At 70.9% G+C, this 13,096-nt stretch carries 18 protein-coding genes; 13 read left to right on the forward strand and 5 right to left on the reverse strand.

Annotated features, from left to right (window positions below):
- Positions 1-259 precede the first annotated feature (259 nt).
- Positions 260-523: a cell division protein CrgA gene (locus tag JHY01_RS04590; protein ID WP_205324431.1), complete on the reverse strand. Its 264-nt coding sequence runs from the start codon at positions 521-523 to the stop codon at positions 260-262.
- A gap of 241 nt (positions 524-764) precedes the next feature.
- Between JHY01_RS04590 and JHY01_RS04595 the strand changes: the two genes are divergently transcribed.
- From JHY01_RS04595 to JHY01_RS04615, 5 genes are all read left to right on the forward strand, one after another.
- Positions 765-1,823 carry a class E sortase gene (locus tag JHY01_RS04595; RefSeq protein ID WP_205324432.1) on the forward strand — a complete coding sequence of 353 codons (1,059 nt, stop codon included), beginning with the start codon at positions 765-767 and terminating at the stop codon, positions 1,821-1,823.
- A 1-nt stretch (position 1,824) separates the two neighbouring features.
- The gene (locus tag JHY01_RS04600) at positions 1,825-2,109 is read left to right on the forward strand and encodes a hypothetical protein (RefSeq protein ID WP_205324433.1); all 285 of its coding nucleotides are present in this window, start codon (positions 1,825-1,827) and stop codon (positions 2,107-2,109) included.
- Between the two features lie 48 nt (positions 2,110-2,157).
- Entirely contained in the window at positions 2,158-2,748 is a 591-nt protein-coding gene (locus JHY01_RS04605) for an aminodeoxychorismate/anthranilate synthase component II (RefSeq protein WP_205324434.1), read from the forward strand.
- 135 nt (positions 2,749-2,883) lie between these two features.
- Positions 2,884-3,312 (forward strand): hypothetical protein, encoded by a 429-nt coding sequence (locus tag JHY01_RS04610; RefSeq protein WP_205324435.1) that lies wholly within the window; start codon positions 2,884-2,886, stop codon positions 3,310-3,312.
- A 59-nt stretch (positions 3,313-3,371) separates the two neighbouring features.
- A complete protein-coding gene (locus JHY01_RS04615; protein WP_205324436.1) occupies positions 3,372-4,235 on the forward strand; it encodes a YihY/virulence factor BrkB family protein in 864 nt (287 codons plus the stop codon).
- Here the strand turns inward: JHY01_RS04615 and JHY01_RS04620 are convergent.
- Both JHY01_RS04620 and JHY01_RS04625 read right to left on the reverse strand, forming a co-directional pair.
- The gene (locus JHY01_RS04620) at positions 4,232-4,894 is read right to left on the reverse strand and encodes a response regulator transcription factor (RefSeq protein WP_205324437.1); all 663 of its coding nucleotides are present in this window, start codon (positions 4,892-4,894) and stop codon (positions 4,232-4,234) included. The two genes, JHY01_RS04615 and JHY01_RS04620, sit on opposite strands and share 4 nt — an antisense overlap.
- Entirely contained in the window at positions 4,891-6,057 is a 1,167-nt protein-coding gene (locus JHY01_RS04625) for a sensor histidine kinase (RefSeq protein ID WP_205324438.1), read from the reverse strand. Before JHY01_RS04625 ends, JHY01_RS04620 begins: the two co-directional genes overlap by 4 nt.
- Before the next feature lie 217 nt (positions 6,058-6,274).
- Between JHY01_RS04625 and JHY01_RS04630 the strand changes: the two genes are divergently transcribed.
- From JHY01_RS04630 to JHY01_RS04665, 8 genes are all read left to right on the forward strand, one after another.
- Positions 6,275-7,321 carry a carboxymuconolactone decarboxylase family protein gene (locus JHY01_RS04630; RefSeq protein WP_205324439.1) on the forward strand — a complete coding sequence of 349 codons (1,047 nt, stop codon included), beginning with the start codon at positions 6,275-6,277 and terminating at the stop codon, positions 7,319-7,321.
- A gap of 19 nt (positions 7,322-7,340) precedes the next feature.
- Positions 7,341-7,733 carry a DUF6220 domain-containing protein gene (locus JHY01_RS04635; protein ID WP_240192427.1) on the forward strand — a complete coding sequence of 131 codons (393 nt, stop codon included), beginning with the start codon at positions 7,341-7,343 and terminating at the stop codon, positions 7,731-7,733.
- A 106-nt stretch (positions 7,734-7,839) separates the two neighbouring features.
- Complete coding sequence (locus JHY01_RS04640; RefSeq protein ID WP_205324441.1) at positions 7,840-8,349, forward strand: NUDIX hydrolase; 510 nt, start codon at positions 7,840-7,842, stop codon at positions 8,347-8,349.
- 320 nt (positions 8,350-8,669) lie between these two features.
- Positions 8,670-9,206, forward strand: coding sequence for a hypothetical protein (locus JHY01_RS04645; protein WP_205324442.1), 537 nt, complete (start codon positions 8,670-8,672; stop codon positions 9,204-9,206).
- A 53-nt stretch (positions 9,207-9,259) separates the two neighbouring features.
- A complete protein-coding gene (locus JHY01_RS04650; protein WP_205324443.1) occupies positions 9,260-9,787 on the forward strand; it encodes an NUDIX domain-containing protein in 528 nt (175 codons plus the stop codon).
- A gap of 24 nt (positions 9,788-9,811) precedes the next feature.
- A complete protein-coding gene (locus JHY01_RS04655) occupies positions 9,812-10,381 on the forward strand; it encodes an NUDIX hydrolase (RefSeq protein WP_205324444.1) in 570 nt (189 codons plus the stop codon).
- Positions 10,378-10,896, forward strand: coding sequence for an NUDIX domain-containing protein (locus JHY01_RS04660; RefSeq protein WP_205324445.1), 519 nt, complete (start codon positions 10,378-10,380; stop codon positions 10,894-10,896). Before JHY01_RS04655 ends, JHY01_RS04660 begins: the two co-directional genes overlap by 4 nt.
- 10 nt (positions 10,897-10,906) lie before the next feature.
- The gene (locus JHY01_RS04665; RefSeq protein WP_205324446.1) at positions 10,907-11,425 is read left to right on the forward strand and encodes an NUDIX hydrolase; all 519 of its coding nucleotides are present in this window, start codon (positions 10,907-10,909) and stop codon (positions 11,423-11,425) included.
- Here the strand turns inward: JHY01_RS04665 and JHY01_RS04670 are convergent.
- Complete coding sequence (locus JHY01_RS04670; protein ID WP_205324447.1) at positions 11,403-12,053, reverse strand: TetR/AcrR family transcriptional regulator; 651 nt, start codon at positions 12,051-12,053, stop codon at positions 11,403-11,405. The genes JHY01_RS04665 and JHY01_RS04670 overlap by 23 nt on opposite strands.
- A 55-nt stretch (positions 12,054-12,108) precedes the next feature.
- Complete coding sequence (locus tag JHY01_RS04675) at positions 12,109-12,903, reverse strand: alpha/beta fold hydrolase (RefSeq protein ID WP_205324448.1); 795 nt, start codon at positions 12,901-12,903, stop codon at positions 12,109-12,111.
- Between the last annotated feature and the right edge of the window lie 193 nt (positions 12,904-13,096).

Consider the following 13,096-nt stretch of genomic DNA (forward strand, 5'->3'; position numbering starts at 1 on the left):
CGCTTTCTAGGGGCCGAATCAGGTTGCATCAGGAGCTATCCCGATGAATCCGCCTTTGGGGGGGCTCGGCCTCGACGTGGCCTATGAGCCGGACATTCGCACAGCACGAAATACGCCGGGGGTCCGACACGGTTCGGCGACGTTCAGTTCGAACCAGCGGCGAGGGAGCCTCGCCTGCCCGGTTCGGACGGGAGGCGAAGGGACTCGCCGGTTCCGTTCAGGCCCAAGGCGAGGGGATCTCGCCGTCAAGGGGTTCGGGTCAACGCCACTTCGAGAGGACGAGCAGGGCGGCCACCATGCAGGAGAAGCCGACCGCGAGGTTCCAGTAGCCCCAGGCACCGACCGGGAACTCCATGCCCGAGAGGTAGAACAGGGTCAGCCACCCGATGCCGATCACGATGAGGGCGACGGCGGTGACCGGCACCCACATCGGGCTCGGCTCGTAGCTCTCGCCCGAGGTCGAACCCGTACTCGTTCCGGAGCTCGAGTAGACCTTCTTCTTGCGCACACGTGACTTCGGCATCGACGACTCTCCAACTGAGGGACATGTCCGGCGTCCAGGGTACCGCCCGCCGGTGACGGGCCGTCCGCGCGGCATCGCGTAGCTCACACCCGGCGAGGTGAGCTGCCAAAGGGCCTGGACCGCACCGCTACCCGCGCACGAGGCGCCCGGCCCGGGCCGCGATCACTCAGGCGCCGCCCATACCTGCCCGTTCGGTTGATATTCGGGTTCGCGGTACAACCCTAGGATTGCCTCGCGCGTTATGGTTACGAGATCCCCCTACGAAGAGAACACCGGCACTATGGAGGCGAAGTTCCAGGTGAGCGATCAGGACTGGTCCCCCTTCGCGAACGAGCCTCCGCCGACCCGGCGGCCCTCGCCGGGTCCGGCGGCGGGTGCCGCGACGCCCCCCGGCCGCGCCAGCGTGCCCTCCCCGGGCCCCGCCCCGGCCGCGGCGGACCCCGACCGCACCACCGCGCTCCGTCCGCCCGGCCTCGCGAAGAGGACCCGGCACGCGCCTCTCGTGCCCGAACCCGACGGGACCGCGATCCTCCCGGTGATCCCCGCCGACGAGACGCCCGCGCCGCCCGGCGCCGACAGCGAAGCCCGCAAGAAGCGCTCGGTCAAGCGCCACCGCAGCGACGGCGGCCTGCGCACCACCGTGCGCGGCCTCGGCGAACTGCTCATCACCCTCGGCGCGGTCGTCCTCCTCTACGCCGGTTACGAGGTCTTCGGCGTCTCGCAGGAGATCAACAACGAGCAGGAGGTGCTTGCGGGCGACCTGGAGAACATCTGGGACGGCGAGGTCACTGACGAAGGCGTCGACGGCGCGCCCGTGCCCGAGCTCGGCGACGCGTTCGCGCGCATGTGGGCCCCCGACATCCGGGCCGAGTCCTGGACGCTCGTCGAAGGCACCGAACCGGCCGACATCGAGTACGCGCCGGGCCGCTACCTCGACGGCGCCTACCCGGGCGAGCAGGGCAACTTCACCCTCGCCGGCCACAATGTGCCCGCGATCTTCTCCGAGATCCGCTCCCTCGAACCCGGGGACAAGGTCGTGATCGAGACGAAGGAGACGTACTACATCTACGAGGTGCAGGAGCACGAGGTCGTCAACGAGACCCAGATCGACATCACCGCGCCGGTACCGCGCGAGCCCGGGGTCGAGCCCGGCGACGAGGACTTCTGGCTGACGCTCTTCACCTGCCACCCCAGGTGGGACAACTACGAGCGCTATGTCGTCTACAGCCAGCTGGTGGACGAGATCAAGCGCGACCCCGAGGGCGACCTGCCCGACGCGGCGATCGACCCGGAGGCCTGACGTGTACTCGTGGATCTGGCGGAAGCTCCCCGGAGGGCTGCCGGGTAAACTGATCGGCTCGGTCGCCTTGACGGTCGGCATGGTCGCGCTGCTGTGGTTCGTGGTGTTCCCGGCGGTTCGCCCGATGATGCCGTGGAGCAACGTCGACCCGGCCGGCGGCGTCAACGTCGAGAGCGACGAGGGCGGCTCCCCGGCCGACGGCGAGACCTGCACGCCCGGGGTGGACTGCCCCGGGACCGGTTTCGACCCCGAGGACTGGCAGACCGCGGAATCCCCTTCGGGGTAGTGGAGCAACGTTCGATCGCACTGGTGGGGGCGCTGATGGAAGACACCGATGGGTAGTGTGCTGGTCGTCGATTTTCGCGACTCGTTCGTCCACACCATCGTCTCGTACCTGCGTGCGCTGGGCGCCCGGGTGGAGGTGCGCCGCTCCGACCGGACCGATGTCGACGAGGCCGTGAAGCTGCACCCCGCCGGCGTGCTCCTCTCGCCCGGCCCGGGGCGGCCCGACGAGGCCCGGCTCGGCCACGATCTGCTCGACCGCTTCGCGGGCAAGGTGCCGGTGCTGGGAGTGTGCTTGGGCCACCAGGTGATCGCCGAGCACTGGGGCGCGGAGGTGACGCGCGCCGCCGAGCTGCGGCACGGCGAGACCTCGCCGATCCGGCACGACGGCGAAGGCGTCTTCGCCGGGCTCGCGAACCCGTTCACCGCCACCCGCTACCACTCGCTCGCGGTCGAGCCCTCGAGCGTGCGCGAACCGCTCACGGTGACCGCCCACAGCGACGACGGGACGGTCATGGGGCTGCGCCATCGCCTCCTCGATGTCGAAGGCGTGCAGTTCCACCCCGAATCGATCCTCACCGAGGACGGCAGCGCACTGCTGGGGAACTGGCTGCGTCGCCTGGAAGGCCCGGCGGGCGATTAGCGTGCGCGCACGTTCGCACCGGGGCCGCTGTGCGGCGAGTGGCGAGCGTGGAAACCGCGACCGGGCCGCCGCGTCGCCTAAGCTGTGTGCGCAAGCGGCGCCGTGCGCGCCGATCGGCGCCCCGGGAGACCCCACATGACTCGAGAGGACTGGCTTCCTCGACCCAGCGCGGGAGGCTCCGCGCTCGCGGGGGTCCTGCTGCTGGTCATGGGCGCCTGGCAGCTCTTCATCGGGTACGCGGTCGCGGTCGGCGGCGTGTCCGTCTTCACCGGCGGCGGCTACTGGTACCGCGGCGACAGCACCGGCTGGGGCTGGGTGAACCTCGTGATCGGATTGGCGGCGTTCGTGATCGGGCTCGGCCAGCTCGGCGCGTGGCGGCGCCTGACGCGGTGGGGCGCGCACCCCGTGCCCGCGCTCGCGGTCGCGTCGGTCTCGGCGGTGAACCAGGTCCTCCTCGCCCCGCAGTATCCACTGTGGGCGGGTCTGGCGATCGCGGTGGACGTGTTCGTCATCTGGGCTCTGGCCACGCGGGCCCGCCCCGCGGAGCGGTCCGACCGGCTCTAGGCGTGCCGAGTTCGCGCGAACCGGCCCCTTCCCGCGCGCGGCCTGGCACGGTGGGGGGCATGGGCGCCAGGTCATTGGTCAAGGCCGCCAAACGGTACGGCGGAGCGAGCCGCGGGGACACCGCGGCGGCCCTCACGTACTACTCGGTGTTGTCGCTGTTCCCCGCGATCCTCGTGGGCGCCTCCCTCATCGGCATGCTCGACGAGAACGCGACCGACGTCCTCCTCGACGGCGTCGCCTCCCTCGCGCCCGGCGAGGGATTCGACATCGTCGAGGACGCCGTCGCGCGGCTCCAGATGAACCCGGCGGCGGCGGGCCTGCTGGCCCTGGTCGGCCTGGTCGCGGCCCTGTGGGCCGCTTCGAACTATGTGGCGGCGTTCTCGCGGGCCCTCAACGCGGTCAACGGGACCGGCGAGACCCGCAAATGGTGGACCGTCCTCATCGTGCGGATCGTGCTCACCCTCGTGGTGGGCGCGCTGACCGCGGTGTGCGCGATCGTCGCGGCCACGGGCGGGTCGGTGGCCCGCGCGCTCGGCGACGCGATCGGCGCCAGCGGCACCACGGTCACCGTGTGGGGCTGGGTGAAATGGCCGATCGTGATCGTGCTGGTGATGGTGATCGTGGCGCTGCTGTACTGGCTCGCCCCGGCGAAGCGCTCGCGGTTCGGCCGCCGCGCGCCGGGTGCGGCGCTCGCGGTGGTGCTGTGGATCGCGGCTTCGGCGGGATTCGGCCTGTATACGGCGAACTTCGGGAACTACGACAAGACGTACGGGACCTTGGGCGGGGCGATCGTGTTCCTGATCTGGTTGTGGATCACGAACGCGGCCTTGCTGTTCGGCGCCGAATTCAATGCGACCGCCGAGCCGGAGGAGGAGACGGCGGGGACCGCCGCCGGCGAGGCGGGGGAGCCGAGCGCCGGTTAGGCGCCGTTCTTGGGCTGCACCAGGCCCGACTCGTAGGCGAAGACGACGAGGCCCGCGCGGTCGCGCACGGCGAGCTTCATCATGGCGCGGTGGACGTGGGTCTTCGCGGTGGCGGGGCTGATGAAGAGGCGCTCGGCGATCTCGCCGTTCGTCAGGCCGCGCGCGACCAGCGCCACGATCTCGGTCTCGCGCGAGGTGAGCCCTTCGATCTGCCCGGAGAGGCGCGAGGGCGGGTGGGCGACGTACTCGGCGACGAGCTTCGCGGCGATCTGGGGCGAGAGGAGGGTCTCTCCGGCCGCGGCGGCGCGCACGCAGCGCAGGAGCTCTTCGGGTTCGGTGTCCTTGACGAGGTACCCGGCGGCTCCGGCGCGGAGGGCGTCGAACACGTAGGCGTCGAAGGAGTAGTTGGTGAGCATGACGACACGCAGGTCGGCGAGGTGCTCGTCGGCGGCGATCGCGCGGACGGCGCTGATGCCGTCGCCGCCGGGCATCTCGACGTCGAGCAGGGCCACGTCGGGCCGGTACTCACCCGCGAGGCGCACGGCGGTGGGGCCGTCGGCGGCTTCGGCGACGACGGTCATGTCGTCCTCGGCGTCGATGAGGGCGCGGAAGCCGCCGCGCATGAGCGGCTGGTCGTCGGCGAGGAGGACCCGGATCATCGCGTGCTCCCGGTCTCGGCGGCTTGGGCGGGGACCGCGGCGGACGGTGCCGGCGCGGGAAGGTCGGGCATCGGGAGGCGGGCGGCGACGGTGAAACCGTACTCGCCGGGCCCGACGTCGAGGGTGCCGCCGAGCGCGTCCACCCGTTCGCGCATCCCGGTGATCCCTCGCCCGGGCGTGAAGTCGCGGGTGCGGCCGTTGTCGGCGACTTCGACGACGAGGGCGTCCTCGCCGTGGTGCACGCGCACCCGGACCCGGTCGCCGGAGGAGTGGCGGACCGCGTTCGTCAGGGCCTCCTGCACGATCCGGTAGGCGGCGTGGTCGACCTCCTCGTCGATCGCGGCCGCCTCGTCGATCTCGCATTCGAGCTCGATCGCGAAGCCGAGGCCCCGGTAGCGGTCGGCGAGGGGCTCGACGCGGGAGAGGCGGTGGCCCTCGTCGTCGCGGAGCATGGTGAGGGTCTCGCGCAGCTCCCGGGTGGCGTCCTTCGCGGCCTCCTCGACCGCGACGAGCGCGGGCGGCGGCTCCTCGCCGCGTTTGCGCGCCAGATGGAGGGCCACGCCGGCCTGGACGCGGATCACCGAGATCGAGTGGGTGAGCGAATCGTGCAGCTCGCGGGCGATCCGGACGCGCTCGTCGGCGGCCTTGCGCTTGACCGCCTCCTCGCGGGTGTGCTCGGCCTCGGCCATGTAGGCGTCGCGCTGGCGCCGCGACTCACCGGAGATGAGGGCGACGTGGAGCCAGCCGATGACGAGCATGGACTGCTCCATGACCTCGCCGGTGAAGTGGAACCCGGCCGAGCTCCAGTTCCCGAGCATCGTGGCGGCCGAGACGAACAGGACCAGGGAGACGGTGAGCTTGCGGTGCCCCCGGTACATCGAGACCGCGATCGCGACCAGCGCCGGGACCGCCGCGAGCGGGCCCACCTGCAAGTGCCCGACGGCGGCCAGGGCGCCGACGGAGACGAGCATGACCGCGCGCGGGTAGCGGCGCCACAGCGGGAACGCCAAGGGGCCCACGACGAGCAGCGGCCAGCCGTACCAGGCCAGTCCGTCCCCGACCGCGACGGCCGCGCCCGAGACGAGCGTGTCGGACAGCAGGACCGCGGCGACTACCAGGTCGAGCCGCAGCCCTGAGAGGCGGCCAGTGGGGGGAAACGACATGGTTCCCATCCTAAATCGGGGCCGTCACCTCGGCATCGGCCCGCGGTGCAGCGGCCGCGTACGGCGCAGGGTGTACGCCGGGGCCCCGAATGCGGCGTTCGTCGCGCGGCTGGAAGCCAGCGCGGGGCGGACGCGCATCGGGCCCGCGGCGGGGAGTCTGGAGGCATGTCGCGCCGGTGCGAATGCGTTCGGCGCGAAGCGAATCGAGGAGGACCCCATGCCCCAGATCAGACATGTGACACCGGTCGAGGCCAGACAGGCCGACGGCCTGGTGGCCGAGGTGTACTCGCAGGCGAAACGGGAGGTCGGGGCGGTCGGCGCGCCGTTCCAGATGCTTTCGCCCGCGCCGGAGCTGCTGGCGTCCATGTGGTCGCTGCTGCGGGAGTCGCTGATGGTGGGCGGCCCGGAGGAGCGGCTGGCGAAAGAGGTCGTGGCGACCGCGATCGCGGTGCGCAACGGCTGCAGGTTCTGCACGGACGCGCACACGGTGCTGCTGCACGCCCTGGGCGAGTCGGCGCTGGCGGAGGGCCTGCGCGCGTCGAACCCGCCGAAGGAGTGGGCGCCGCTGGCCGAGTGGGCGCTGGACCCGGGCCCGGAGGGGCCGTTCGCGGCTGGGGCGGCACCGCGGTTCATCGGCACGGCGCTGGTGTTCGAGTTCATCACGCGGCTGGTGCAGGTGCTGGCGCACAACGAGTCGCCGCATCCGGTGACGGCTACGCGGCTGGGCCGTTCGGTGGCGTCGCGGACCCTGCGGGCGGCGGTCGCGGCGGATCTGGAGCCGGGGACGAGCCTGGCGCTGCTCGAGGAGCGTCCGGGCTGGGCCCGGGGGCTGCGGGTGCGTGAGCCGGAGTGGGCGGCGGGGTCGCCGGCGGGGGTCGCGTACGGGCATCTGCGGGCGTACGCGTCGTCGGGTCCGGGGCTGCTCGGCGGGGACGCGGCCGAGGCGGTGGCGCGGACCGTGGGCGTCCGGGAGGGCGCGGCCGGTCCGGGTCTGCCGGAGCTGGTGGACGGGGCCGGCCTGGAGGCCGGGCCGGCGCTGGGGGCGCGGCTCGCGGTGGCGGCGGCGATCGCCCCGGGCGCCGTGAACGAGGCCGATGTGGAGGCTTGGCGGGGAGCGAAGCACTCGGATCACTGCGTGGTCCATCTGCTCGCCTACGGCACGATGCAGGGCGTCGAGGCGCTGCAGGACGAGATCGAGAAGCGGCGTGCGGTCTTGGACGGCACTGCCTTGGAAGGAACGACTTTGGAGAGCGCGGATGCTTAGGTTCTACCGGGTGTGGGTGATGATCCTGCACGTGCTGATCGGGATCCAGTTCTTCCTGGCCGGGTACGGGGCGATCGGGACCGGTTCGCCGGACGAGTCGTTCTCGCTGCACATCATGAACGGCCGGGTGATCGCGGTGGTCGCGCTGCTGGGCATCCTGTTCGCGGCGCTGGCGCGGTCGGGCGGGAAGCTGGTCGGCCTGGCGGCGGGCGTGCTCGGCCTGGTGGTGCTGCAGTCGCTGATCGCGCTGGTGAGCGTGGCTGGGACGACGCCGGGTCAGATCATCTTCGGCTTCCACGCGATCAACGCGCTTATGATCATGGGTCTGGCGGAGGCCTCGGGGCGGCTGGCGAAGCAGCTGCTCGAGGACCGCAAGCCCGCCGAGACGACGGCGGCGCCGGCGACCGCTTGAGCTTGAAACCAGGAAACCGGGCCCGCGGCGACACCCCGCCGCGGGCCTTCCGTGCGCAGTCTCGCTCCGGCGGAAGCGGCTTGCCGCCCGGTTTAGTCTGGCGCGTATGGCGATTCCAGCGGATCCGGTCCGGCGTTCGGCACGTGTACTGCTCGTGGACGAGGACGAACGGGTGCTGCTGTGCTTCAACCACGGATCAGTGGCGCGCGGCGAGGACTCCTACTTCACGGTGGGGGGCGGGGTCGAGGAAGGCGAGTCCCTCGCTGAAGCGGCGGCCCGGGAGGTCTTCGAGGAGACCGGTCTGCGGGTGGAACCGGGAGCTCTGGGCGCGGTGGTGTGCCGACGCGAGGGCGCGTGGCGCTCGAACAGCGGTACCCGGTACCGGGCGGAAGAGCACTACTTCCTCCTGCGCGTCGACCGCTTCGAGCCCGATCCCGGTGGGCTCGAGGATGGCGAGCAGGACGAGATCCTGCGATGCGAGTGGCTGTCGCTCGCCGACCTGGAGTCGACGGACGCGATCGTCTTCCCGATCGGCCTCGCGGGCCTGCTTAAGCGGCTGCTTGCAGGCGAGCGCCCCGAGACTCCGATCGAACTGCCGTGGGTTGATCTCACGTAAGGCTGATCTTCCCGCAACCCGCGGCGTGTTGTTGCGCCAGAACAGCCCTGAGCTGTAGTGTTATAGATACATGCCGAGACATCCCAACAAGCACATCCGCGCGGCACTCGAGTACATGGAGGCGAAGGGCTGGAAGATCGAGACCTCCGACGGGCACGCGTGGGGGCGCGCTTTCTGCCCCGGCGGCGGCGATGGATGCCGACCGCCGAGATCGATCTATTCCACGCCGAGGTCGCCCGAACTTCACGCGAGGCGATTGCGGTTGATCGCCGACAAATGCCCGCATGGCTTGGCTGAATCCTAGAAGGGAGCCTACGACCGTGACCGTATACGCATTCGAGCTGCATTTCTCCGGCCCGCCTGGTGAAGAAGTCATTGACGCGCTTTACGAGGCGGGTTGGGACGATGCCGTGATCGCCTTCGATCCGGTGACCGGCGGCGAAGGATGGGCGACATTCGATCGGGACGCCCCGTCGGCATTGCAGGCGGTTGTGTCGGCGATCCGGGAGGGGCGCAAGGCAGGAGTCGATCCTCTCGGCGTCACCGAGGACTACGTCTCTCTGAAGGAGATCGCCGAGCGCACCGGCCGTACTGTCGGGGCAGTCGACCACTGGGTCACCGGTCGGCGCGGCCCGGCCGATTTTCCCAAGCCGCGCGTGCCGCGTCCCCGGGTGAGCCTGTACTCGTGGGCCGAGGTTTCCATGTGGCTGGTGGCGAACGGATTGGCCGCGCTGTCTCCCGCGGACGTGGAGATCGCGCAGATCTGCGAGGTGGCCGATGCCACGCTCAAGGCCAAACGGCTGCAGCGGCAACTGTCTGCTACTGACCAGGAAGAGCTTGCCCTCGCCGTCGCCTGAGGCCTTGCTGCCCGTCGATTGCCGAAGCGATTGGCGGGCAGCATACTTGGCCGATGACTGATGCTGCTGAAGCGGAACCGCGCCGCTGCGCGCGGGTGCTCGTCGTCGACGAGCGGGACCAGGTGCTGCTGCTGCACAGTTCGGGGTTCGTGACCCCGGAGTCCGAGTTCTTCGTGACGATCGGCGGCACGATCGATCCCGGTGAGAGCGCCGCCGAGGCGGCCGCCCGGGAGCTGTTCGAGGAGACCGGCCTGCGCGTCGACCCCGCCGATCTGGGCGCGCCGGTCGGGCACACCGCCGGGACCTGGTGGATGGGTTCCGACGACCACGTGTTCTTCCTGCTGCGCGCAGAACGGTTCAGCGTCGACTTCGCGCACCTCGAGGCCAGCGAGATCGGCGAGCTCACCGGGTCCGCGTGGCTCTCGCTCGACGAGGTCGAGGCCGTCGACGACGGGATCTTCCCGGTGCCCGTCGCCGACCTGGCCAAGCGCCTCGTCGGCGGTGACCTCCCGGTCGAACCGGTGGAGCTTCCATGGGTCGGTTGGCGCGGTGACACCAAACGCTTCCCGTTGCCCGCATAGGCGCGGCGGCCGGATACTCGGAGCATGACCACCCCAGAGGCGAACGTGATCCGGCGGCGGTGCGCGCGGGTGCTGCTCGTCGACGAGGACGACCGGGTGCTGCTGTTCTACAGCCGCGACTACATGGGCCCGGGCGTCGAGTACTACGTGACGCCCGGCGGCGGGCTCGACGAGGGCGAGACGCTCGAAGAGGCCGCGGCCCGGGAGGTGTTCGAGGAGACCGGCCTGCGGATCGACCCGGGCGCGCTCGGGCCGGTCGTGGCCGAGACCGAAGGGGACTGGTCGGACAGTCCCGACCTGGTGATCCACTCCCGCGACGCGTTCTTCTTCCTGCGCGTGCCGCATTTCGCGCCGGTCCGCGACCGGCTCGAGGACGTCGAGCGGGCCGAGTTCACCGAGGCGCGCTGGCTCACCCTCGACCAGGTGGCCGAGGCGGACGCGCTGGTCTTCCCCGCGCGGATCGCGGGCCTGCTCAAGGGGCTGATGGCGGGCGCGATTCCCGTTGCGCCCGTTCCGATTCCATGGGGCGCTTGGACATGGGACCCCGATAGAGGGTGGACGGCTACGGAGCGTGCCCCCATACTTGACCGGTGAGCGCGACGAACGAACCCACCCGAATCGACCGGCGAGGCGCGCGGGGCATCATCGTGGACGAGCAGGACTGCGTCCTCTTCATCGGCGGTTACGCGACCCCCGAGCGCCCCGCCCGCTGGATCCTCCCCGGCGGCGGCATCGACCCGGGCGAGTCCATGCGCGACGCGGCCGCCCGGGAACTCTACGAGGAGACCGGCCTGCGCGTCGCCCCCGCGGACCTCATCGGCCCGGTCGCCCGCCAGTACTACCGCAAGGTCCGCCCCGACAGCACGTTCACGCAGGAGAACCACTTCTTCCTCGTCCGCGTCGAGCGGTTCGAGCCGAAGGTCACCGGCGGCGACGCCTATGAGCAGGACCTCGAGTTCAACTGGATCCCCGTCGACGACTTCCTCTCCACCGACGGCTTCGAACAGGTCGAGCCGCTCCTCCACCTCGTCAAACAGCTGATCAGCGGCGACGTCCCCGCCGCACCCGTCCTGCTCGAGAGCATCGGCCGCCAGCTGGACGCGGCGTGAGGAGCCCCCGTTGAGCATCGAATCCGAGACCGGCGCGGTCTTCCGCACCGCCGCCCGCGTGATCCTCCTCGACCAGCACGACACCGTCCTCCACATGGGCGGCGACCAGTGCCTCGACGGCATCACCCGCTGGATCACCCCCGGCGGCGGCGTCGAGGACGGCGAGGACCTCCGCGCGGCCGCCGTCCGGGAGGCCGGCGAGGAGACCGGCTGCGCGATCGACCCCGAAGCGCTCATCGGCCCGGTCGCGTTCGGCGTGTTCACCGCGTTCCCGAAGGGCCGCCTGCTCGTCCAGAAGAACTGGTACTTCTTCCACCGCGTCGAGCGATTCGATCCGGAGATCACCGGCGGCGACGCCTACGAGCAGCAGTTCGGCTTCGCGTGGCTGCCGATCGACCAGTGCGGCGCGGCCGACGGGACGATCCTGCCCGACCGGACCGTGGCACTCGTCAAGCGCCTGCGCGACGGCGACATCCCCGCCGAACCGGTCGAGCTCGGGGGCACGTTCAGCCCTCGCTGGGGTCAGTAGACCCATACAGCCGCAAGAACATCCGCACGCCCTCCGTGGTCGTCTCGACCAGTTCCCGCTCGTCGAACGGCAGCGCCCCGAAGAAGGTCCGTTCGGCGACCGGCGTGAAGGTCAGCAGCGTGTAGTGCGCGGAGGCCTTCTCGGCGTCGTCGAATTCCAGCAGGCCCTTCGCCCGCAGCGCCCGGAAATGCTCGGCGACCACCCGCCGCGAATGCAGCGGCCCCGTCTCCATCCAGGCGTCGAGGATCTCCTCCGGCAGGTGGGTGACCTCGGCGCGGATCGTCCTGGCGATCGCGGCGTGGTCGTCCCTGGTGAGCACGGCCCGGGTCCGGTCGACGCCGAAGTCGATGAGCTCGGCCTCCAGGTCCACGATCTTGTGCAGGTGCCGGTCGGCCAGCGCCGTGATCTCCTCGGAGAGCTCCCGGGACGCTTCGAGCGCCCCGGTCAGGAACAGGGCTTCCTTGTCGGCGAAGTGGTTGTAGATGGTCTTCTTCGAGACCCCGGCCTCGCGGGCGATGGCGTCGACCGTGGCACGGGTGTAGCCGTCCCTGCCGAACACGAAGTTGGCGGCGCGCACGATGGCGCGCCGCTTGTCGGGTCGACCGGTCCGGCCGGTGTCCGCGGTCATCTGGTCCCCTTCGCTCCGCTCGGACCACAGTCTATTGACCGGCGGCGCCGGCGCGTCACGTGAGGAACGCCGTGACCTCCTTGAGCGCGCGTTCGGGCTGCTCGGCGAACGTGACGTGGCCGCTGTCGAGCTCGACGTAGGCGCTGCCGGGGATGCCTTGGGCGAGTTCGCGGGTGAGTTCGACCGGGACCAGCGCGTCCTTGGCATTCCCGACCACGAGGGTCGGGGCGGTGATGCGGGGCAGCAGGTCGCGGATGTCGAGCCGCAGGTCGAGGTCGATGTGGCGCAGGGTGCCCTCGTCGGGGGTCATCCCGGCGTTGATGGCCGCGAGGGTGGGGGCGTCGACGCCGCCGAGGAAGGCCGGGCTGAACGCGAGGACGGTCGCGAACCGGCCGAACCGCTCGGGGTCGTCGGCCAGGGACTGCCACAGGCGGACGGATTGCTGGAATCCGAGGTGGTCGGGGCGTGCGAACGAGGCCATGCTGACGAGGCGTCCGATGAGGTCGGGGCGCAGGGCGGCCACTGCGGCGACGATGGCGCCGCCCAGGGAGAACCCGATGAGGTCGACCGTTTCGCCTTCGGCGCGTTCGGCTTCGATCACGGCGATGACCTGGCTGGCGAGGGTCTCGACGGTGAGCGGTGCGCCGTCGTCGGTGGTCGCCAGGGTTCCGGAGAGTTCGGGGAGGACCAGGGTGTGGGTGGCGGCGAAGTGGTCGAGGAGTTCGCCCCAGACGAATCGGGCGCCGCCGGAGCCGGTGCCGTGGACGAGGACGAGGCGGCGCTCGGCGCCGGTGGTGGATTCGACGACGTGGTAGGCGACTTGGGCGGCGGCGACGGGGAGGGTCGGCATGATGCACTCCTTCAAGAGACTTAGTGGTTTCCTTAGGAAACCGCTTGGTGTAATTTGAGCCTACACCGGTGCACCGAAAACGGAAACCCAGGAGTGTAAAAGTGATCACCGTCATGCCCGAACGCGAAACGGCGTCGGGGGCGCCGCCAACGGGCGGGGCGCGGCCGGCCCCCCCCTGGGGGTGGAGGGTGGA

Origin of the sequence: Glycomyces sp. YM15 (assembly GCF_016918015.1) — a bacterium.
GTDB lineage: Bacteria > Actinomycetota > Actinomycetes > Mycobacteriales > Micromonosporaceae > Glycomyces.

Bases quoted from the DNA above. Each gene is read 5' to 3' on its own strand.
- JHY01_RS04590 (WP_205324431.1), bottom strand. From the start codon at position 523: ATGCCGAAGTCACGTGTGCGCAAGAAGAAGGTCTACTCGAGCTCCGGA.
- JHY01_RS04595 (WP_205324432.1), top strand. From the start codon at position 765: ATGGTTACGAGATCCCCCTACGAAGAGAACACCGGCACTATGGAGGCG.
- JHY01_RS04605 (WP_205324434.1), top strand. From the start codon at position 2,158: ATGGGTAGTGTGCTGGTCGTCGATTTTCGCGACTCGTTCGTCCACACC.
- JHY01_RS04610 (WP_205324435.1), top strand. From the start codon at position 2,884: ATGACTCGAGAGGACTGGCTTCCTCGACCCAGCGCGGGAGGCTCCGCG.
- JHY01_RS04615 (WP_205324436.1), top strand. From the start codon at position 3,372: ATGGGCGCCAGGTCATTGGTCAAGGCCGCCAAACGGTACGGCGGAGCG.
- JHY01_RS04620 (WP_205324437.1), bottom strand. From the start codon at position 4,894: ATGATCCGGGTCCTCCTCGCCGACGACCAGCCGCTCATGCGCGGCGGC.
- JHY01_RS04625 (WP_205324438.1), bottom strand. From the start codon at position 6,057: ATGTCGTTTCCCCCCACTGGCCGCCTCTCAGGGCTGCGGCTCGACCTG.
- JHY01_RS04630 (WP_205324439.1), top strand. From the start codon at position 6,275: ATGCCCCAGATCAGACATGTGACACCGGTCGAGGCCAGACAGGCCGAC.
- JHY01_RS04635 (WP_240192427.1), top strand. From the start codon at position 7,341: ATGATCCTGCACGTGCTGATCGGGATCCAGTTCTTCCTGGCCGGGTAC.
- JHY01_RS04640 (WP_205324441.1), top strand. From the start codon at position 7,840: ATGGCGATTCCAGCGGATCCGGTCCGGCGTTCGGCACGTGTACTGCTC.
- JHY01_RS04650 (WP_205324443.1), top strand. From the start codon at position 9,260: ATGACTGATGCTGCTGAAGCGGAACCGCGCCGCTGCGCGCGGGTGCTC.
- JHY01_RS04655 (WP_205324444.1), top strand. From the start codon at position 9,812: ATGACCACCCCAGAGGCGAACGTGATCCGGCGGCGGTGCGCGCGGGTG.
- JHY01_RS04670 (WP_205324447.1), bottom strand. From the start codon at position 12,053: ATGACCGCGGACACCGGCCGGACCGGTCGACCCGACAAGCGGCGCGCC.
- JHY01_RS04675 (WP_205324448.1), bottom strand. From the start codon at position 12,903: ATGCCGACCCTCCCCGTCGCCGCCGCCCAAGTCGCCTACCACGTCGTC.